The 21,292-nt window shown below is 62.1% G+C and carries 18 protein-coding genes; 17 read left to right on the top strand and 1 reads right to left on the bottom strand.

The window, feature by feature from the left end; all coding sequences use genetic code 11:
* Positions 1–51 precede the first annotated feature (51 nt).
* The 5 genes from N5D61_RS01020 (at position 52) to N5D61_RS01000 (ending at position 3,596) form a co-directional block, all read left to right on the top strand.
* Positions 52–957 carry a LysR family transcriptional regulator gene (locus N5D61_RS01020; RefSeq protein ID WP_279890177.1) on the top strand — a complete coding sequence of 302 codons (906 nt, stop codon included), beginning with the start codon at positions 52–54 and terminating at the stop codon, positions 955–957.
* Between the two features lie 256 nt (positions 958–1,213).
* Positions 1,214–1,483 (top strand): DUF2282 domain-containing protein, encoded by a 270-nt coding sequence (locus N5D61_RS01015; protein ID WP_108239760.1) that lies wholly within the window; start codon positions 1,214–1,216, stop codon positions 1,481–1,483.
* Positions 1,484–1,535: 52 nt separating this feature from the next.
* On the top strand, positions 1,536–2,366 hold the full coding sequence (locus N5D61_RS01010) for a DUF692 domain-containing protein (RefSeq protein ID WP_279890176.1): 831 nt from the start codon (positions 1,536–1,538) through the stop codon (positions 2,364–2,366).
* Positions 2,363–3,148, top strand: a complete 786-nt coding sequence (locus tag N5D61_RS01005; RefSeq protein ID WP_279890175.1) for a DNA-binding domain-containing protein — start codon at positions 2,363–2,365, stop codon at positions 3,146–3,148. The genes N5D61_RS01010 and N5D61_RS01005 overlap by 4 nt, the downstream gene beginning before the upstream one ends.
* Positions 3,129–3,596 (top strand): DoxX family protein, encoded by a 468-nt coding sequence (locus tag N5D61_RS01000; protein ID WP_279890174.1) that lies wholly within the window; start codon positions 3,129–3,131, stop codon positions 3,594–3,596. The genes N5D61_RS01005 and N5D61_RS01000 overlap by 20 nt, the downstream gene beginning before the upstream one ends.
* Positions 3,597–3,661: 65 nt before the next feature.
* On the opposite strand, the gene N5D61_RS00995 is transcribed toward N5D61_RS01000, so the two are convergent.
* Positions 3,662–4,681: a branched-chain amino acid aminotransferase gene (locus N5D61_RS00995; protein WP_279890523.1), complete on the bottom strand. Its 1,020-nt coding sequence runs from the start codon at positions 4,679–4,681 to the stop codon at positions 3,662–3,664.
* Between the two features lie 247 nt (positions 4,682–4,928).
* Between N5D61_RS00995 and N5D61_RS00990 the strand changes: the two genes are divergently transcribed.
* The 12 genes from N5D61_RS00990 (at position 4,929) to mexE (ending at position 21,290) form a co-directional block, all read left to right on the top strand.
* Positions 4,929–5,699, top strand: a complete 771-nt coding sequence (locus tag N5D61_RS00990; protein ID WP_279890173.1) for an MBL fold metallo-hydrolase — start codon at positions 4,929–4,931, stop codon at positions 5,697–5,699.
* A 223-nt stretch (positions 5,700–5,922) separates the two neighbouring features.
* On the top strand, positions 5,923–6,747 hold the full coding sequence (locus N5D61_RS00985) for an HDOD domain-containing protein (protein WP_108239754.1): 825 nt from the start codon (positions 5,923–5,925) through the stop codon (positions 6,745–6,747).
* A 231-nt stretch (positions 6,748–6,978) separates the two neighbouring features.
* Positions 6,979–7,824: an NAD-dependent protein deacetylase gene (locus N5D61_RS00980; protein WP_279890172.1), complete on the top strand. Its 846-nt coding sequence runs from the start codon at positions 6,979–6,981 to the stop codon at positions 7,822–7,824.
* Positions 7,825–9,074: 1,250 nt separating this feature from the next.
* A complete protein-coding gene (locus tag N5D61_RS00975; protein WP_279890171.1) occupies positions 9,075–9,911 on the top strand; it encodes an energy transducer TonB in 837 nt (278 codons plus the stop codon).
* A 47-nt stretch (positions 9,912–9,958) separates the two neighbouring features.
* Positions 9,959–10,666, top strand: a complete 708-nt coding sequence (locus N5D61_RS00970; protein ID WP_108238146.1) for a MotA/TolQ/ExbB proton channel family protein — start codon at positions 9,959–9,961, stop codon at positions 10,664–10,666.
* Positions 10,666–11,067: a biopolymer transporter ExbD gene (locus N5D61_RS00965; protein WP_279890170.1), complete on the top strand. Its 402-nt coding sequence runs from the start codon at positions 10,666–10,668 to the stop codon at positions 11,065–11,067. The genes N5D61_RS00970 and N5D61_RS00965 overlap by 1 nt, the downstream gene beginning before the upstream one ends.
* Before the next feature lie 195 nt (positions 11,068–11,262).
* The gene (locus N5D61_RS00960) at positions 11,263–13,998 is read left to right on the top strand and encodes a TonB-dependent receptor (RefSeq protein ID WP_279890168.1); all 2,736 of its coding nucleotides are present in this window, start codon (positions 11,263–11,265) and stop codon (positions 13,996–13,998) included.
* 143 nt (positions 13,999–14,141) lie between these two features.
* Complete coding sequence (locus N5D61_RS00955) at positions 14,142–16,103, top strand: extracellular solute-binding protein (RefSeq protein WP_279890166.1); 1,962 nt, start codon at positions 14,142–14,144, stop codon at positions 16,101–16,103.
* 1 nt (position 16,104) lies between these two features.
* On the top strand, positions 16,105–17,175 hold the full coding sequence (gene yejB / locus N5D61_RS00950; RefSeq protein ID WP_279890164.1) for a microcin C ABC transporter permease YejB: 1,071 nt from the start codon (positions 16,105–16,107) through the stop codon (positions 17,173–17,175).
* Positions 17,175–18,197 (top strand): ABC transporter permease, encoded by a 1,023-nt coding sequence (locus tag N5D61_RS00945; protein WP_279890162.1) that lies wholly within the window; start codon positions 17,175–17,177, stop codon positions 18,195–18,197. Before yejB ends, N5D61_RS00945 begins: the two co-directional genes overlap by 1 nt.
* Before the next feature lie 11 nt (positions 18,198–18,208).
* Complete coding sequence (locus tag N5D61_RS00940) at positions 18,209–19,825, top strand: ABC transporter ATP-binding protein (RefSeq protein WP_108238141.1); 1,617 nt, start codon at positions 18,209–18,211, stop codon at positions 19,823–19,825.
* 223 nt (positions 19,826–20,048) lie between these two features.
* On the top strand, positions 20,049–21,290 hold the full coding sequence (gene mexE, locus N5D61_RS00935; RefSeq protein ID WP_108238140.1) for a multidrug efflux RND transporter periplasmic adaptor subunit MexE: 1,242 nt from the start codon (positions 20,049–20,051) through the stop codon (positions 21,288–21,290).
* Positions 21,291–21,292: the final 2 nt, after the last annotated feature.

Genomic DNA, 21,292 nt, shown 5'->3' with positions numbered 1-21,292 from the left:
GGGTCTGATCCGACAGCACTGATCGGAATCAACGAACAATCGAGGCGTTGCATGAACAAACTCGATCTACTGAAAACCTTCGTGCGGGTCGCCGAACTCTCCAGTTTCACCCTGGCCAGCGATGCGCTTGGGCTGCCGCGCTCCAGCGTGTCAGAGCAGGTCCGCGCGCTGGAACAACTGCTGGGCACCCGATTGCTGCTGCGCACCACGCGCAAGGTCCAAACCACCCCGGACGGGCAAGCGCTGTACGAACGCAGCAAGGATCTGCTGGCGCAGATGGATGAGCTGGAAAGCCTGTTTCGCCAGGACAGCGCTGCCCTCACTGGCCGTTTGCGAGTGGACATGCCGACGGCGGTCGCTCGGCGACTGGTCATGCCTCGGCTGAGTGAATTCCTCGACCGGCACCCCTTGATCGAGGTGGAAATCAGCAGCACGGATCGGCGTGTCGATCTGGTGCGCGAAGGCTTCGATTGCGTCGTTCGGGTCGGGGAACTGCCCGACACCTCACTGGTGGCGCGCAATATCGGGCAATTTCGCATCATCAACTGCGTAAGCGCCAGCTACGCCCAGCGCTTTGGCGTGCCTCACACCCTGGAGGAACTGCAACAGCATCGCCTCATCAACTACGTGTCGGCCTTCGGGGCTAGCACCGCGCAGTTCGAATACCACCGCGACGGCAAGGACCATTTCGTCACCATGCCCTGCAGCGTGACAGTCAACTACATCGAAGCCTACGAAGCGGCCTGCCTCGGCGGGCTGGGCATCGTTCAGGTGCCGCAGCTCTCCCATGCGTATCAGTTGCAGCGAGGCGAACTGGTGGAAATCCTGACCGATTTCCGACCCGCGCCAATGCCGGTTTCATTGCTGTACGCCCACCGGCGTCATGTCCCCCAGCGCTGCCGGGTGTTCATGGACTGGATGGAAATGCTGTTGAAGGAATACGGCGTTCAGGCCTGACCGTCCGACAGAATAAAAAAATGTGCAGGCGGATGTAACCGAACGACGCCCTTGAGCGAACTCCCCTTCGCAACCGATGCACGGCCTCGTCAAATTGTCGTGCAGGGGCACAAGCCAGTGGGCTCACGCAGCAACATCAGGGCGCCGAATCAAGCTCGCGCCAAGGTCTGCGTCGAACTCACGTTCGGACTTGTCGCACGATGTGCATCAGCGCTCGTGACGCATTCATCCTCACTCAAGCATTGGGAGATCCACCATGAACAACCTCAAACTCGCTGCCGTCGCTCTGGCTTTCGCCTCCATCGCAACCGGCGTGAACGCGGCCGAAAGCGGCTCGGCACCGGCCATGGAAAAATGCTACGGCGTGGCCATGGCCGGCAAGAACGATTGCAAGGCCGGAGCCGGTACCACCTGCGCGGGCACCTCGAAAACCGACTACCAGACCAATGCCTGGAAAAACGTGCCGGCGGGTACCTGCACCTCGATCAAGACGCCCCATGGCATGGGCTCGCTGACCCCGATGTAACCGGTACTGCACAAGCGCCGATTCACACACCATCGAAGGGCTGACGTCGATCATGCACACCTCTCTCTCACCGGGTGCCGGCCTGGGTCTGAAGGCCGATCATTACCAGCAGGCTCATGACTGCAATGCGCGGGGCCTGTGGTTCGAGGTCCATCCGGAAAACTACATGATCGACGGCGGCCCTCGCCTGGCGTGGCTGGAGCTGATTGGCGAACGTCACCCGCTGTCACTGCACGGTGTGTCACTCTCGCTGGCGGCGGATACCGCGCCTGACGCCGAGCACCTTAAACGGCTGAAGGCGCTTATCGACCGGGTCAAACCGGTCCTTGTTTCCGAGCACCTCGCCTGGTCCGCCTGGCGAGGTCGATACCACCCCGATCTGCTGCCGTTTCCACGCACCGAGGAAGCGCTGCAGCGTATCGCCGACAACATTCAACGCACGCAGGACAGCCTGGGCCGACGCATCGCGATCGAAAATCCCAGCCACTACCTCGCTCTGGAGGGCCACACCTTCGGTGAGGTCGAGTTTCTCAGCGCGCTATGCCAACGCACCGGCTGTGGCGTGTTGCTGGACATCAACAACGTGTTCCTCAGTGCCCACAACATGGGTTACGACGCCGCTGCCTACCTGGAGGCCTTTCCCGACACCGCGATCATGGAGATTCACCTGGCCGGGCACAGCCTGGACCCGGGAGGCGCAAACCTGCTGATCGACTCCCACGACGCGCCGGTCGCCGAAGCGGTCTGGTCGCTTTACGAGCACCTGATCCAGCGGATCGGGCCACGGCCGACGCTGATCGAGCGAGACGACCGGATCCCACCGTTCGCCGAGCTGCTCAAGGAACGAGACCGGGCCCAAGCACTGCTGGAGGTGCTGTCATGAGCTTGCGCGACTTTCAGGACCTGTTCGTCGAGGCGTTGTACCGGCCCGAGGCGACGGGCATGTCCGACCTGACGCGGCAACCCGGTTTCACGGTGTATCGCAACACCGTGATCAAAGGTGCCGTCGACGCGTTGCTTGCCAATTTCCCCACCGTCGAGCGGCTGGTGGGCCGCGAGTGGATGGTCGCTGCCGCGACGCTGTACGCGCAGCAGAGCCCACCCCGTGACGCGCGGCTGATTTTTCATGGCGAAGGCTTTGCCGATTTTCTGGACCGCTTCGAACACGCTCGGGCCCTGCCGTATCTGGGCAATGTCGCGCGGCTGGACTGGCTGTGGACCCAATGCCACACAGCCGTCGATGAACCTGGCCTGGACCTCGAACGCATTGCCCGCCTGCCCCCCGACCGATTGGCAGACCTGCACCTCAAGCCCCGCGTCGCCGCACGCTGGGGCTGGTATGCCGACCAACCGGTGTTCAGCATCTGGCGCCTCAATCGCGAGGGGTCGGCCATGCCGCAGTCGTTGCCCTGGCAGGGCGAAGGCGCGCTGCTGGTGCGCAGCGCCGGAGTCGTCGGGTGGCACCCGCTGGACGCGGGCGGCTGTGCCTTCCTGGACGCCTGCGCGGCGGGCCAATCGCTCGCCCATGCCGCTCGATGCGGCAGTGACATTCAACCTTCATTGGACGTACTCGACCTGCTGACGCAACTCGCCCGCGCGGACGTCTTTGCCGAGGCCGTTCTTCACCCCGCTCATGGAGCTGCTCATGGACACGCTGCGCACTGAACATCCAACGCCATCGCGTTCGGGGAACTGGCACCGGTTCACCGACACCCTGTACCGCCTGATCGACGACAACCTGCTCTCGCTGCTTGCACGGCTCGGCATCGCCGGCGTGTTTCTGATGTCGGGCAGAACCAAGGTCGAAGGGTTCCTCACCCTGACCGACAGCACCTATGAGCTGTTTCGCACCGAGTACAAGTTGCCGTTGATTCCGCCCGAGGTGGCTGCACATTTGGCGGCCTATGCCGAACACCTGTTCCCCACGCTGTTGATTCTGGGGTTGTTCTCACGCCTATCCGCGTTCGCGCTGCTGGGCATGACCCTGGTCATCGAGGTGTTCGTCTACCCCGATGCCTGGGCGACGCACCTGACGTGGGCAGGTCTGTTGTTGCTCATCATCGCCAAGGGCGGGGGAAAATGGTCGTTGGACCGACGGTGGGGCATTCGTTGAACCCCTGAAATGAAACCACCGCCTGCGGGCGGTGGTTTTGGATGAAGCGGCGTCTGGCGTCCGCCTCAGACTTTGACGACCCAGCCTGCCGGGCCTTCGATATCGCCGAACTGAATGCCCGTCAGTTCCTGGTACAGGCGCTGGGTGACCGGCCCCACTTCCGTTTCGCTGTGGAAGACGTGCAGCGTGTCCTTGTAGCTGATGCCACCGATCGGGGTGATCACCGCGGCGGTTCCGCAAGCGCCCGCTTCCTTGAACTGGTCCAGCTTGTCGATGAACACTTCGCCCTCGACGACTTTCAGGCCCAGACGACTTTCAGCCAGTTCGATCAGCGACAGGCGGGTGATGCCCGGCAGTACCGAAGGCGAACGCGGCGTGATGAATTGATCGTCATGGGTGATGCCGAAGAAGTTCGCCGAGCCGACTTCCTCGATTTTCGAGTGGGTCAACGGGTCCAGGTAAATGGCGTCGGCGAAGCCGTGTTTCTTGGCTTCGCTGCCAGGCATCATGCTCGCCGCGTAGTTGCCGCCCACCTTCGCCGCGCCGGTACCCTGAGGGGCTGCGCGGTCGTAGCTGGAGATTACGAAGTTGTGGGGCTTCATGCCGCCCTTGAAATACGGGCCGACCGGGATGCAGAACACCGAAAAGATGAATTCCGGCGCGGCGCGCACGCCGATGTTGTCGCCGACGCCGATCACGAACGGCCTCAGGTAGAGCGCGCCCCCGGTACCGTAGGGCGGGATGAAACGCTCATTGGCACGCACGACGTCCTTGCAGGCCTCGATGAACTGCTCGGTCGGCACATGGGGCATCAGCAGACGCGAGCAACTGCGCTGCATCCGCGCGGCGTTCTGGTCAGGGCGAAACAGGTTGATCGAGCCATCTTTGGCGCGGTAGGCCTTCAGGCCTTCGAAGCATTGCTGGCCGTAGTGCAGCGCGGTCGAGCCCTCGCTGATGTGCAGCACGTTGTCTTCGGTCAGGATGCCCTTGTCCCACTCACCATCGCGCCAGTGAGCCAGGTAGCGCTTGTCGGTCTTGATGTAGTCGAAACCCAGCTTGTCCCAATTAATGCTCTCGTTACCCATGACACCCTCTATTTCCTGGCCAGCGCGCCCGTCGTGCCGGGGCTGGCGTTTCATCAATATGGTCGTGAAGGCACGGCGCAGGTATGACCTTCACCGATGTTGCGCCATATTACTGATTTTTTGCTCGACAAACTGCCCCGAGCACGCAAGACACGAAAAAGAGCGGCCCGCCCGCCTCTTCAAAAAGCGCCGACAACCTGCGAGTCTGGCAGCCTTCCCTTCTGGCCCGCCGAGCGAGGCGTCGACAATGCTCAAGAAAGTCGCAGACCAGTGGTACGCATTCAGTACCATCGATGACGCCATCACACTGATCACCGAGCCTCACGTCACGCCGTGGTTGCGCTGCAACATCTGGCACATTCGCGGGCGGGATCAGGACGTGGTGGTCGACACCGGCATGGGGATCTGCAGCCTGCGCGAAGCGGCCAGGCACCTCTTCGGCCATCGCATCAGTGCCGTGGCCAGCCATGTGCACCTGGATCACGTAGGCTGCCATCATGAATTCGACGAATGCCTGGTGCACCGCGCCGAAGCCGACGCACTGCGCACCTCGGACGGCCATTTCACGCTCGTCGAACCTGGTTTCGATCCCCATGACTTCAGCCTCGCCACCCTGGGCGGCCACAAGCTGGGGCCGATCATCACGGCCCTGCCCTCGCCCGACTACGATCTTGACCATTGGAAAATCCAGGCCGCCCACGTGACCCGTACTCTGGACGAGGGGGATGTCATTGACCTCGGCAACCGGCATTTCGAGGTGCTGCACCTGCCGGGCCACTCCCCCGGCAGCATTGGCTTATGGGAAGCCAAGACCCAGACGCTGTTTTCCGGCGACGCCATCTACGACGGCGAGTTGCTGGACAATCTCGCGCATTCGTCCATCGAAGCCTACATCCGCACCATGCACCGGCTGCGCGAGCTGCCGGTGCGGGTGGTGCATGGTGGCCACTGCGCCAGCTTCGGTCGCGAACGGCTGATCGAGTTGGTGGATGGCTATTTGAAGAAATTCGACCCATGACTCTTATCACATTGACGATCAAGGATGACTTATGACTGAAACCGCTTCGACATTGCCCAAGCGTGTATCCGGCCTTTTCGATCCGCGCACCCCTTGATTCCAAGGGGTCACCCAAGCCGCTCCGAGCGGTCTGTGCCGACCGTATCAAAATCACAACGAAGGCCGTGCAGTTTCGGGAATCTTGCCTATGGTGTTGTAAGTCAGACGAAACAGGAGCCAGGCCATGGGTATCGAGCAGTTGTTTGCGGATTTGGGCAGTCTTCCGAGCATTCCTAAAGTGGCTCAGGACCTGATTCAACAATTCGACAATCCGTCGTCGAATCTGGAAAGCGTTGCACGCAACATCGAGAAAGATCCTGTCATTGCGGCCAAGATCCTGCGCCTGGCGAACTCGGCGCGCTTCCGAGGGGCGCGGGAGTCTTCGAGCATCGAGGACGCAGCGATGCGGCTGGGCTTCAACACCCTGCGCACCTTGGTGCTGGCGTCAGCCGTGACCGGCGCGTTCAAGGCCAGTGCCAGTTTCGACCTCAAGGGGTTCTGGCTGAGGAGCTTTCAGGTGGCGGGAATCGCCCGCCTGCTGGCCAAGCAATCCAAGGCCGATGCCGAAATCGCCTTCACCTGCGGCGTGATGCATGACATCGGGGAATTGCTGATCCAGACCGGTGCACCGCACGTGGCCGAGCGTATCAACCAAGTCAGCAAGACCGGCACCACCAGCCGTGCGGCGCTGGAGACCCTGCAACTGGGCTTCGGCTACCCGGAAGTGGGCGCGGAATTGGCAAGGCGCTGGCAGCTGCCACCCGTGATCCAGCACGCCATCGCGTATCAGGCCCGTCCCATGCAGGCACCGGGTGACTCGACCCAGGCACGCATCGTGGCGCAGGCCATTCTCGTCGCCGACGCGCTGGAAGACCACGGCGGCGCCACGCCCGAGGCGCGCCAGGCGGTCGACGGCCCGCTGTTCGAGGGCGTTGACCTGCAAGCCCTGTTCGCCGCCCTGCCTGCGGTGCTGGAAGCGGACAAGGCGTTTGCCGAGCTGTTGAGTTAGCCGAAGAGAAGGCTGTGACCGCTGTGTGGTCCACGCGGATTGCGCAGCAGTCGTGAAGTCTTGTGCACGGCGGTGCGTCGGAGAACGCGGGAGCGGTTGGCTGACCGCCTTCGCGATACGGCTCACCCCTGCACGGGACTGCCTCGATACCGACCCAGTGTCAGCCCGCCGCACAACCTCCCCCTCCTCGTTTAGTATCAGCCCACTTGCCGTATTCACGAGGACCTGCCCATGCTTGACTCGCCCGTTCCGACCAGCGTCGAATCCCTCTTGCACTGGATGACCGGCCGCTCTTTCGCGGTATTGACCGGTGCAGGCATCAGCACGTCGTCCGGTATTCCCGACTATCGCGACAGCGAAGGGGTACGGCGTGGGCGGCAACCGATGATGTTTCAGGAATTTCTCAACGCGCCCGAGGCGCGCCGCCGCTATTGGGCGCGGGCCATGCTGGGATGGCCAAGGGTACGGGCCGCCCGACCCAACGCCGCCCACGCGGCCCTGGCGAGGTTGGAGCGGCAGGGCTTGATCAGCGGGGTCATCACTCAGAACGTGGACACCCTGCACGATCAGGCGGGCAGCGAGGATGTCATCGAACTGCACGGCAGCCTCCATTGGGTGCTGTGCCTGGACTGCCGCCAGCGCACCGAACGCGACCGGGTCCAACTCACGCTCATGGAACAGAACCCTTATCTGGCAGAGGTGGACGCCGTACAGGCCCCCGACGGCGATACGCTGCTGGATGCCGCGTTCGAGGAGCGCTTTCAGGTCCCGCACTGCCCTCACTGCGGCGGTGACCGGATGAAACCCGACGTGGTGTTTTTCGGCGAGAACGTCGCCCCGCCGACGGCCGCCCGTGCCGTGGCGCGCATCGAAGCTGCGGACGGCCTGCTGGTGGTCGGGTCTTCATTGATGGCTTATTCAGCGTTTCGTCTGTGCCGAGCCATCGCCGAGCAGGGCAAGCCCCTGCTTGCCATCAACCTGGGCAAGACCCGGGCGGATGACCTGCTGCAACTCAAAGTGGCTGACCCCTGTGAGGCGCTGCTCCCGGCGCTGGGGCAGCGGCTGAGCGAGGGTTGACGCAGCGGCCCCGGTATCCCGCCATTGGACGGGCTTCCTAGAAGGCCCGTCCCTTTTCTGCGTCGACAAGGCGAGCCCGCTCGCGTCAAAGGGCCGTCGGCGAAGAAATGTTACAAAAAGGCGGCTTTTTGGCACATTTCTTTCAAGTGGAACGCCCGTACCACGAGAACCGGCCCAAACAGGCTACTCGTCGTGGGTATACGCTGCCCACCGGTGCGCTATACGCACCACGGTGCATGTAAAGGACATCACCCTGTCCAATAACAGTGCAGGACGCCTACCAAAAGTCTCGCGTCCGCTCGATAAGGAATTCGATCCCGTGCCAGTCCGTCACTTCCCCCATTCGCTCCATCCGCTAGACCTCGCGCCTGCCTCCCCCTTGGGCATGAACCCTGAACCGGGTGCGCCACGCCTCGCTCCACCGCACTGCGCCAGCTTTGCCACTCCCCACTAGCGGCCTGGTTTGACCCACCTGAGCAGACCTACGGTGTCTGAGACAGGTGGGTATTCGCTGGGTGATTTATTTTGTTGTGACGACCTTCTTTTTATTTAAGTGCTTCTCGACCCTGACAATAAGGCGATAACAGACTTTTATAAATTCGGGACATTTTCTTACATTCAGCGGCAACCAAATATTAAATAGCCATCAAGATCGGATGGACGCTCTCGCTCGCCCTGAAAACTGTCCCTTCTCACAACGTGTGACCCATTAGTCATTTAATAAAGGAGCCCAACCGCATGCATCGTTAATACCTCACGCACCAAGCTGACACCCAACTAACAGGTTTGGTGCAGTTATAAACATCGCTTGAAGCCGAACTTTCGCGAAGACACACCGCGCAGTTCGTCGGACTCGCTCGCCCCCGATTTTTCAAAAAAAACAGATCGCTAACGGCAAGAAAACAACCAATGAATCATGGGATCGCTAAAAACTTACAGGAATGCGACATCGAGGCTGCCAGCTCTGAAAAGCCCGCCCCAGAGGGTCTCGGCTGGCATACCGGTTGCTAAATTAGTGATGTAAAGGCCGTCGGCCCCCTATTCACCTCAACGTACAGAACAAGAATCAGGACATTGCCATGCCATCTTCTTGAGCACTTCATCGGTACAGATTGTTGACCTTTAGCTGGCAGTGAGTCGCCCGCTATTGACGTCTATTCGCCTTCTCTCTGCGCAGGCGTCACGCATTCGAACATTGCCACATGTTTGAACGAGCCCGTATTGCCCTTCTTTAACCCGAGGGAGCTTTAATGAACGACGCGGTAAAAATGAAAGCTTTACCCGAGCCGCCACCGCATGAACTTTCTGATGGCTGGCCGAGTATTCCTTTCAAGGAAAACACTTCGCGACCCGGAGGTTTGAATGCACCGTACGTTCTGCTATTGGTTGCGGCGTCGGTGCTTATTCACGGGGCCGTCTGGTGGTATTTGCAAACAGCAAAAGCCGACGTGCCGGAAGTTGCGCCACGCGTACCGGAAATGACGGTTGAGCTGAGCAGCCCCACACCCCCTACGCCGGAACCGCCGCCTCCAGAACCGCCACCGCCACCACCGCCCCCTCCTCCGCCACCGCCACCGGAACCTGAGCAACCCGTGGAGGACCCTGACGCCGTCAAGCCCCCGCCCAAGCCAGTGGAAAAGCCCAAGGTGGAGAAGCCCAAACCGGTCAAGAAGCCGGAACCGGTGAAAAAACCGACGCCGCCCGCGCCGCCCACACCCCCAGCGCCTAGCACGCCAGCGCCACCGACGCCGGCACCGACACCTGCGCCAGCAGCGCCCGCGGCACCTCCTGCGCCGGTGAAGGAGTCGGCGGCGATCTCCGGGCTGGCAAGCCTGGGCAACCCTCCGCCGGAATACCCGGGGGCGGCGTTGCGCAAAGGCATGGAAGGCCGGGTCATCCTGCGCATCAAGGTGCTGCCGAACGGCCGAGCCGGGTCGGTGGAAGTGACCAAATCCAGTGGCAAGCAGGTGCTCGACGATGCTGCCGTGGAAGCGGTGCGCAACTGGAAATTCATCCCGGCCAAGCGTGGCGATACGCCCATCGAGGGCTACGCGACCCAGACCATCGATTTCAAGTTGCCGGAATGACCCGGCGAACCAACAGACAACCTTTATAGAGTGGGTAAGGTGCAACCATGAACGAATCGCTTTCTTCCATGATCGTCCCCGGCGTGCTGTGGGCCCTTGTGCTGTTCAGCGTCCTGAGCTGGGCCATGTTGCTGATCAAATCCGCGCAGTACATGCGGCAGAAAACCCAGAACCGGCAGTTCAGCAAAGTCTTCTGGACAGCGCCTGACCTGATGACCGCCGCCGAACATGCCAGCCAATACCCGGGCTCCCTGGCACGTATTGCCAACAGTGGGTTCGAGGCCATGTCGGTGGAAGACAACCCGCGCACCACCCAGCAACTGGCCCATACCATCAACCGCGCCGACCGCCTGGAGCGCAATCTGCGCCAACAGATCCAGAAGGAACGCCGTGCCCTGGAAGCGGGCCAGGCCATCCTCGCCAGTATCGGCAGCACCGCGCCGTTCATCGGCCTGTTCGGCACCGTGTGGGGCATCATGGAAGCGCTGCAAAGCATCGGTGCCAGCGGCTCGGCCAGTCTGGAAACGGTGGCCGGCCCCATCGGCCATGCGCTGATCGCCACTGCGGTGGGCATCGCGGCGGCAGTACCGGCGGTGCTGATCTACAACTTCTTCCTGCGTCGCCTCAAGGCTGCCGTCGCCGACATGGATGACTTCGCCCACGACTTCGATGCCCTGGCTCAGCGCAGCGCCTTTGCCGTCAACCGCCAGCCCATCGCGCAGAAGAACGGCCAAGCCGTTCGGGAGGCGAGCTGATGTCGTTCTCCACCCAAGACAGCGATGAAGTGCTCAGCGAAATGAACGTCACTCCGCTGGTGGACGTGATGCTGGTGCTGCTGGTGGTGTTCATCGTCACCGCCCCGCTGATGACCAATGCCATCAAGGTCAACCTGCCGAAAACCGACGCCGTGGCCCCTGCCGAAAAGAAAGACCCGGTGGTGGTCAGTGTCGATCAGGACGGCAAGTTCTACCTCGCCAAATCCGAGATCGCACCGGAATCTCTGGAAGTCAGCCTCAAGGACGTCAAGGCCAAGGACCCGGACGTCCGCGTGCAGTTGCAGGCAGACAGCAGCGTCAACTATGGCCAGGTGGCGAAAGCCATGGCGTCGATCGAGCGCTCGGGGATCACGAAGATTTCCGTGATGACTTCCAAATGACGCACCCATAGACAAGCGGGGCCGCATCTGACGCGCCCTGCTCACCCTACTCCCAATGTAATGGCCGTCCGTGGCGATGCCACGGAGGGGAGCGGCTTGCTTGAAAAAAGGAATTCCCGACCGCCACGACCGCGTCGGAGCAACGAGGGCTCACAAGGCCATTTCAATCACAACTGGAATAAGTCGGAAATTACCATGCTGATGAGTTTTCCCGGTTTTACCCTCAAGCCTTTGGTTTTGGCCGTGCGGCGCCAGCCTCGAGCACTCATCTGTGCCTTGGCGGTGGGCATCAGTCCGGCGTACGCCGCCGAGAGCACAGAGAGCAGCGTCGAAGCCGCGCCCGCCAGCGAAGCGGCGGTTCCGGCCGCGGCTGCCGCCGTCCCGGCCACGACACAGTTGAAACGTGTAGAGGTGACGGGTTCTGCGATACGCCGTGCGGATGCCGAGACGGCCGTGCCGGTCACGATTCTGCGGGCCGATGAACTGAAAAAACAGGGCGTGACCACCACTGAGCAGTTGGTCTCACGCATCACCGGCAGCCAGTCGCTGTACAACAGCTCGGGCTCGGTGGGGGCTTCGACCGGCGGCGCGTCCTATGCGGACATGCGCGGCATCGGCGCCAACAAAACCCTCGTACTGCTCAACGGGCGCCGGCTGGCCAACAACGCCCTGTCCGGGGTCGGCACGCCCAATGGCAGCGCCATTGACTTGAACATGATTCCGTTCGCCGCGATCGACCGTGTGGAAGTGCTGCGCGACGGCGCCTCAGCCCTTTACGGTACCGATGCGATCGGCGGCGTGATCAACTTCATCACCAAGAAGTCCCTCACCGACGGCACCCTCAGCCTGGGCGGCGACACCCCGACCGCCAGCGGTGGCGGTGCCAGCAAAGACACCAGCGCCAGTTGGGGTTTCGGTGACCTGGACGAAGACCGCTTCAACGTGATGGGCGTGTTCAATTACAGCAAACAGCAGAACCTGGACGCCAACGATCGCTCCTTTGCCAAGGATTACGTGCCCGGCCGTGGCCTCAACCAGACCTCCGGCACCGCCTTCCCCGGCAACTACTACCAGAACGGCAACTCGGCCAATCCCCTGGGCCCGAACTGCGCAGGCCCCAGCCTGGTGGGCGTTGACGGTATCTGCCGATTCAGCACCCGCGAATACATCGACCTGATCCCGGAAACCGAGAAGACGTCGTTCTTCGGTCGCGCCACCGGCAAACTGGCCGAGGATCACAACGTCAGCCTGGAGTACTTCTGGGCGCGCAACAACAACGCCACCAACATTGGCCCGGCCCCATTGACCGGCCTGAGCGTCGATCCGTCCTCGCCCTACTACCCCGGCAACGGCATCACCCCCGGCCCGACCAACTTCGCTCTGGACCCGACCCAGCCGGTGGACACGGCCTGGCGTGAAACGGCGGCCGGGCCGCGGGGCAACAAAGACCAGAACACCAGCCAGCGCTTGCTGCTGACCTTCGACGGCAACGTCGGCGGTTGGGACTACAACCTCGGTGCTTCCTACAACCAGAACAAGGTCTTGTCTTCGGTGACCTCCGGCTACGTCAGCGACTCCGCCCTCAGGTCAGGCCTGGCCAGCGGCCTGCTGAACCCGTTCGGACCACAATCGGCCGCGGGGCAGCAGTTCATCAATGACAACACCTACCACGGCCAGTACTCCAGCGCGGTGGGCCGCGTCTATGGCTTCGACGGCAAGGTCAGCCGAGAAATCGGTGACTGGTTCGGCGCAGGTCAGGCCGGTCTGGCGCTGGGCGGCGAATACCGCAAGGAAAAATTGCATCAGGATTACGAGGCATTCGTCGATGACATCAGCAGCCTGGGCGTCGACTCGGCAGGCAGTGTGTCGGGGGATCGCAGTGTCAAGGCCGAGTACGCCGAACTCAACGTCCCAGTGCTCGACAGCCTCGAGCTGAGCGCCGCCGTCCGCCACGACAAATACAGCGACTTCGGCAGCACTACCAACCCCAAATACTCGTTCCGCTTCCAGCCATTCAAGGAGCTGGTGATGCGCGGCGCGTACAGCGAAGGTTTTCGTGCACCGTCGTTGTATGAACTGTATGCCCCGCAAAGCCTGAGTTACAGCCAGGGTTACTACGACGATCCGGTGCTGTGCGCTGGGGGCACCGTGCAGCCCGGCGGCCAAGCCGGTCGCGACTGTAATCAGCAGTTCCTCAATTTGAGTGGCGGCAACCAGAACCTGTCGCCGGAAAAAGCCCGCAACGTGACCTTGGGCTTTGTTTATCAACCGACCAACAGCCTGTCCATGGGGCTGGATTTCTGGTGGATCCACATTTCCAACCAGATCCAGTCGTTCCCGGAATCCACGGTGTTCGATCAGGCCGATCTGTACGGCGACCGCATCATCCGCAATGCCGACGGTTCGATCGCCAATATCGTCACCGGCAACGCCAACCTGGGCATCGTCAAGACCAACGGTGTGGACGTGACACTGGACTACCGCTTCCCGAACACCCCTTACGGGCAATTCGGTCTCGGCCTGACCGGCACTTACGTCGATCGCTATGACTTCCAGAACATCATCGACGGCCCCTACACCGACAAGGTGGGCGACTTTCAGGGTGATGGGGTAATCGCGCGCTGGAAACACGTCCTGATCGGCACCTGGAACCTGGGCGACAGCCGCGCCTCGCTGACCAACCGTTTCACCACGGGCTACAACGACTATGACCGGTCCGCCAACGACCGTGTCCCGTCGTATTCGGTCTGGGACCTCTCGGTAGGCCACACCTTCGAGAAAGTGCTGGATATCGACGCTGGGGTGAGAAACCTGTTCGATCGCGATCCACCGTTCAGTAACCAGGCCTACAACTTCCAGTCCGGCTATGACCCGCGCTACGCCGACCCACTGGGACGCACCTTGTTCGCCCGCGCCACGTACCACTTCTGAGCCCTGCCCTGACGCGCGTCGCTCCCGCGCGTGAGGGGCAGTTCTGCGAAATCGCGCCCCCGGCCCACAGGTCTCATCCACCTTCCCCGGCCGGGGGATTTTTTCTCAGGCTCAGGTTCCCGTACACCAAGGACTGTTCAACCATGTGCGTCCCTCCTCTTTCATCGCGACGCCTGCTTTGCGGCATCGCGTTGCTGTACACCGTCGCGTTTTTCGCTTCCTTCCTGTGTGACGTGCCGCTGGCCATCGCCACCCCGTCCCATGCCTTGACCGTGTACGGCGAAGCGCCGAAATACCCGGCGGATTTCAACCATTTCGACTACGTCGACCCCTATGCACCCAAAGGCGGGTCACTGAGCCGCTCGGCCGAGGAAATCGGTCAGTTCAACTACCTCTCGCCCTACGTCGATCAAGGCATTTCCGTCAGCCAGATCGACAGTTGGGTGTATTCGCCGCTGGCTTACCGCTCGCTGGACGAGCCGTACACCGTCTATGGGCTGGTCGCCGAAAAACTGGAGCGCGATCCGAACAACCTCTGGGTCCGGTTCTACCTCAACCCCAAGGCGCGCTTCGATGACGGTACGCCCATCACGGCCGAGGACGTGCGGTTCACTTACCAGACTCTGATGACCCAGGGCAGCTTCAGCTACCGCCCCCTGTACGCCGACGTCAAGGACGTGGTGATCGAGGCGCCCGACCAGGTGCGGTTCGACTTCAAGAACAACCTCAACCGCACCCTCGCGCTGGACCTGGCGAGCATGCGGGTACTGCCCGAGCACTGGTGGAAAACCCGGGACTTCACCAAGGGCGGCGGGTTCGAACCACCCTTGGGCAGCGGGCCCTATCGAGTCTCGCGGGTGGATGCAGGACGCAGCGTGAGCTTCCAGCGGGTGAACGACTGGTGGGCGAAGGACCTGCCCGTCAGCCGTGGGCTGTACAACTTCGACACCCTGACCGTGAATTTCTATGGGGACATCGACGTCGCCCGGCAACTGGTACAGGCCGGCAGTTTCGACTTCAACCGCGAGTATTCCTCTGCGGGCTACGTCGTCGGCTATTCTGCCCCGACGCTGCAGGATGGGCGCTTGCAAAAGACCATCCTGGCGCAGTCGCGCCCGGTCGCCGGGCAGGGCTTCGTGTTCAACCTCGACAGGCCGATGTTTCAGGATCGCCGGGTGCGCGAAGCCCTGGCGATGCTGTGGGATTTCGAATGGATCAACGGCCAGATCATGCGCAACTTCTATGTGCGCGAAGAAAGCTATTTTCCCAAAAGCGAACTGGCGGCCACCGAATTGCCGGACCCGCAGGAATTGAAAATTCTCGAACCCCTGCGCGGGCAGATTCCGGACGAAGTCTTCACTCAGGTCTGGCACGCGCCGAAGACCGACGGCAGCGGCTACATTCGCGACAAACAGCTCAAGGCGCTGAAGCTGCTGGCGCAGGCCGGATGGCTGCCCAAGAACAACCGATTGGTCAATGCGGCCGGGCAACCGCTGACGTTCACCTTTCTCGACGGCCAAGGCGGTTTCGACCGATTGGTCCTGCCTTACAAGCGAGTGCTGGCGCAGATCGGCATCACGCTGAACTTTCGCCGAGTCGATTCGGCGCAGTACATGAACCGGCTCAACGCTCGCGATTACGACATGATCGTGGTCACCCTCCCCAACACCGGCAATCCGATCCTCTCGCCCGGACGTGAGCTGTACAACCTGTTCGGCTCGCAGAGCGCCAGGCAGGTGGGCAGCTCCAACGCGATGGTGCTGCGCAACCCGGCCGTGGACGCCCTGATCGATGGGCTGGTGGCCGCCAATAGCCGCAACGACATGATCCATTACGCGCGGGCACTGGACCGCGTGCTGCTCTGGGGCTACTACATGATTCCGAATTACTATTCGCGCGGCATCCCGGTGGTGTACGCCAATCGTTTTGGGCAACCGAAAGTCGCCCCGACCTACGACGTGGGGCTGGACACCTGGTGGCAGGTCAGCCCCGTACCGCTGACCGATCAGCAGATGGCCGAGCGCACGGCACCGCAGACCAGCGCGCCGGTCCAGGGGCCGCGCGCTGCGCAGGTGGCGACGCCGTCCACGTCGGGAGCGCACTGAGATGCTGGCCTACGCGATGCGGCGCCTGGCGCTGATCCTCCCCACCCTGTTGTGCATTCTGGTGGTCAATTTTCTGATCGTGCAGGCGGCGCCGGGCGGCCCGGTCGAACAGGCCATCGCACGGGTACAAGGTCTCGGCGCGGCCGGGGGCGTGGGCGGCGGTGCAGGCGAGATTGCCGCCACCGGCAATGTCAGCCGCAGCGCCCAAGGGCTGGATCCGGCTTTGGTGGAAGCCATCAAGCATCAGTATGGCTTCGACAAGCCGCTGCATGAGCGCTTATGGCTGATGCTCACGCACTACGCTCGACTGGACTTCGGCGACAGCTTTTTCCGGGGCACCACCGTCACTGGCCTGATTGCGCAGAAACTGCCCGTGACCCTGTCCCTGGGCCTGTGGGCCACGCTGATCACCTACCTCGTCTCGATTCCGTTGGGCATTCAGAAGGCGGTGCACCACGGCAGCCGGTTCGACGTCTGGAGCAGCAGCCTGATCATCATTGGCTACGCGGTGCCTGCGTTCCTCTTCGCCATCGTGCTGATCGTGCTGTTCGCCGGTGGCAGTTACTGGAGCTGGTTCCCGGCGCAGGGGCTGTTTTCCGACGACTTCGACCGCCTGTCGATGATGGGCCAGGTACGGGATTACCTGTGGCATCTGGTGCTGCCCGTCAGCGCGCTGGTCATCGGCGGGTTCGCGACCCTGACCCTGCTGACCAAGAACAGCTTTCTCAACGAAATCAGCCGCCAATACGTGGTCACCGCTCGCGCCAAGGGCCTGAGTGAACGCCGGGTGCTTTACGGTCACGTGTTTCGCAATGCGATGTTGCTGGTCGTGGCGGGCATCCCCCAGGCGCTGATCGAGGTGTTTTTCGCCGGCTCTCTGCTGATCGAAACCATCTTCGGGCTCGACGGCATCGGCCGCATGAGCTACGAGGCCGCCGTGTCACGGGACTACCCGGTGGTCTTCGGCACGCTGTTTCTGTTCACCCTGTTTGGCCTGTTGATCAAGCTGGTGGGCGACCTGTGCTACACGCTGGTCGACCCGCGCATCGACTTCTCCGCGAGGAACGCCTGATGTTCGAGTTTTCACCGCAAAGCAAACGACGCATGGCCCTGTTCAAGGCCAACCGGCGGGGCTGGTGGTCGTTGTGGATTTTCGCGGCACTGCTGGCGGTCTGCCTGTGCGGCGAACTGATTGCCAATGACCGCCCGCTGATCGTCAGCTACCAGGGCAACCTCTATTACCCGACGCTGCATCAGTACCTGGAAACCGATTTCGGTGGCGAACTGCCGTTCGAGCCGGACTACAGCAGTGACTACGTGCGCAAACTGATCGCCGACAAAGGCGGCTGGATGCTGTTCGCGCCGATTCCGTTCAGTGATGACACGGTCAACTACGACCTCAGGCAACCCTCCCCCAGCCCCCCCAGCGCATGCAACTGGCTGGGCACCGACGATCAGGCCCGGGACGTGATGGCCCGGGTGCTGTTCGGCACGCGAGTGTCCATCCTGTTCGCACTGGCGTTGACCTTGATCAGCACGGTGATCGGCGTACTGGCCGGCGCTGTGCAGGGCTACTACGGAGGGCTGGCGGACTTGATCGGCCAGCGTCTGCAGGAGATCTGGTCCGGTCTGCCGGTGCTGTACTTGTTGATCATCCTGTCAGGGTTCGTGGAGCCGAATTTCGGTTGGCTGCTCGGCATCATGGCCTTGTTTTCCTGGCTGGCGCTGGTGGATGTGGTGCGTGCCGAGTTCCTGCGAGGGCGCAACCTGGAATACGTCAAAGCCGCGCGGGCGCTGGGCCTGACCGACAGCGCGCTGATGCTGCGGCACATTCTGCCCAACGCGATGACCAGCACCCTGACCTACCTGCCATTCATCGTGACAGGCGCGATTGCCACGCTGACCGCACTGGATTTTCTCGGCTTCGGCATGCCCGCAGGCAGCGCGTCGCTCGGCGAATTGATCGGTCAAGCCAAACGTAATCTGCAGGCGCCTTGGCTGGGGCTGACCGCCTTCTGCGCGCTGGCACTGATCCTGACCTTGCTGGTGTTCATCGGCGAAGCCTGCCGTGACGCCTTTGATCCGCGAACCTGAGGTCCGATGCGATGGACGAACAACAGTCTGAAACCCTGATCGACATCCGCCAGCTGCGGGTCGCCTTCAACGGCGTTGAAGTGGTGCACGGCATCGACCTGAGCATCCGGCGCGGCGAGTGCCTGGCGTTGGTGGGTGAATCCGGCTCTGGTAAATCCGTGACGGCACATTCGATCCTGCGCTTGCTGCCGGCAAAGACAGTCAGCACCCAAGGCCACATTCGTTACAACGGTGTCGACCTGCTGCACGCCACCGACGGGCAATTGCGCGCACTGCGCGGCAACCGTATTGCAATGATCTTCCAGGAACCCATGTCCTCGCTCAATCCGCTGCACACGGTGGCCAAACAGATCGGCGAAATCCTCGCCATGCACAAGGGCCTCAAAGGCAAGGCCGCCCATGAACGGACCCTGGAACTGCTCGAGCTGGTGGGGATTCAGCAGCCGCTCAAGCGGCTCAAGGCCTACCCGCACCAATTGTCCGGCGGCCAGCGCCAGCGGGTGATGATCGCCATGGCGCTGGCCAACGAGCCGGATCTGCTGATCGCTGACGAACCCACCACCGCGCTGGACGTCACTGTGCAGGTAAAGATCCTCGAGCTGCTCAAGTCCCTTCAGGTGCGGTTGGGCATGTCGTTGCTGTTGATCAGCCATGACCTCAACCTGGTGCGTCGCATCGCCCAGCGCGTGTGCGTCATGCGTAGCGGGGAAATCGTCGAGCAGGCCGACTGCCAGACCCTGTTCAGCCAACCGCAGCACCCTTACAGCCGATTGCTGATCGATGCCGAGCCCGACGGTGAACCGGTGGCCAGCGAGCACCCGCACACGCTGCTCTCCGTCGACGCGCTGAAGGTGTGGTTCGCCCTGCCGAAATCGGTGTTCAGCCGCGAACGCCATTACATCAAGGCCGTGGACGGCGTGAGTTTCGATCTACTCAAGGGCACGACACTGGGAATCGTGGGCGAGTCCGGCTCGGGCAAGTCGACGCTGGGCCAGGCGATCCTGCGCCTGATCGATTCCGAGGGCAGCATCCGTTTCGCCAACAAGGAACTGAGCCTGCACAGCCAGCACCTGATGCGCCCGCTGCGCAAGCGGATGCAGGTGGTGTTTCAAGACCCGTTCGGCAGCCTGAGCCCGCGCATGACAGTGCAGCAAATCATCGCCGAAGGCCTGTTGACCCACGACGTGGGCACGCCTCTCGAACGCGAGCAGACAGTGATCCGCGTGCTGCGGGAAGTGGGGCTCGACCCGGAGACCCGCCACCGCTACCCCCATGAGTTCTCCGGCGGTCAGCGCCAACGGATATCGATCGCCCGCGCCTTGGTGCTGGAACCTGACCTGATCCTGCTGGACGAACCCACCTCGGCGCTGGACCGCACCGTACAAAAGCAGATCATCGCGCTGTTGCGCGACTTGCAAGTCCGGCACGGCCTGACGTACCTGTTCATCAGTCACGACTTGGCGGTGGTGCATGCGCTCGCCCATCAGTTGATCGTGATCAAGGACGGCAAAGTGGTCGAGCAAGGGCCGTCCCGGGAGGTGTTCGCCGGGCCACGACATCCCTATACTCAGGCGCTGCTGAAGGCCTCGGGCCTGGTGTTCGCTCCCCCTTCGCCATCGGCTCACTGATCCGTCAAATACAGCAAAAACCCGTCATGGGTATGACGTTTGGTGAGGGGATTCGCGGATCGGTGGGAGAAAATTCCCCTTGGCCCGCTGAAAGCCGCGTCCCAGAGCCTTCGAGGTCGGACATATCATTCACACTGATATTTACCTTCGCCGTATTCGATTCGTGCAATAGAACCCCCGGGAACAGAATCCGCCAATCTCAATAACATCGGCGGATTTTCCCATGGTTCAGTCACTTACTCCTCTGCGCTACCCCCTTGCCGCGTTGGCGCTGGTGGTGCTCAGTGCTTGCGGCAAAGGCCCTGAAACGGCAGCCCAGGCTCCGGCGGCGGCCAAGGTCAATGTGGCCAAGGTGCTTGAGCAGCCTGTCAACGAATGGGACGAGGTCACGGCCCGGCTGGAAGCCCCGGAAACCGTGCAGGTTCGTCCGCGCGTCTCCGGCCAGATCGACTCGGTGGCGTTCACCGACGGTGAACTGGTGAAGAAAGGCGACCTGCTGTTCCAGATCGACCCTCGCCCGTTCGAAGCGGAAGTCCACCGCCTCGAGGCGCAGCTGCAACAGGCCAAGGCAGCGTCGGTGCGCAGCAACAACGAAGCGCAACGTGGCGAGCGTCTGCGCACCAACAACGCGATCTCCGCCGAACTGGCTGACTCGCGGACCACCACCGCCCAGGAATCCAAAGCCGCGGTCGCCGCCATTCAGGCACAACTGGACCTGGCCCGACTGAACCTGAGCTTCACCCGCGTGACCGCGCCGATCACGGGCCGCGTCAGCCGCGCGGAAATCACCGCAGGCAACATCGTCACCGCCGACCAGTCGATCCTCACCAGCCTGGTCTCCACCGATAAGGTCTACGCCTACTTCGACGCAGACGAGCGCGTGTTCCTGAAGTACAACCAATTGGCCCGCGACGGCAAACGCAGCGCAACCACGCCGGTGTACATGGGCCTGTCCAATGAAGTCGAAAACCCGCACCTGGGTCAGATGAACTTCGTCGATAACCAGGTCAACCCGCGCACCGGTACCATCCGTGGTCGCGCCGTGTTCGACAACAGCAAGGGCGAATACACCCCCGGCCTCTATGCTCGCTTGAAACTGGTGGGCAGTGGCACCTACAACGCCACCCTGATCAAGGACGAAGCGGTCGGCACCGACCTGGGCAAGAAGTTCGTGTTGGTGGTGGACAAGGACAACAAGGCGACGTACCGCAATGTTGAGCTGGGGCCGAAACTCGAAGGCTTGCGCATCGTACGCAGCGGCCTCGCCAAAGACGACCGCATCATCGTCAGCGGCTTGCAACGCGTTCGCCCCGGCTCGCCGATCGATCCGCAAGACACGCCAATGGCCAGCCCCGAGACCCTCGCGGCCCTGCAGCAACAACGCCAAGCACTCGAAGCCAGCAACCAGCCTCAGGCCCAGAAGAAACTGGACGCCAAGGTTGCCGCTGCTGCGTCACGCGGTTAAGG

Origin of the sequence: Pseudomonas sp. GD03842 (assembly GCF_029841165.1) — a bacterium.
In the GTDB taxonomy this organism is placed as follows: domain Bacteria; phylum Pseudomonadota; class Gammaproteobacteria; order Pseudomonadales; family Pseudomonadaceae; genus Aquipseudomonas.
This window is presented reverse-complemented; position numbering and strand designations above follow the sequence as displayed.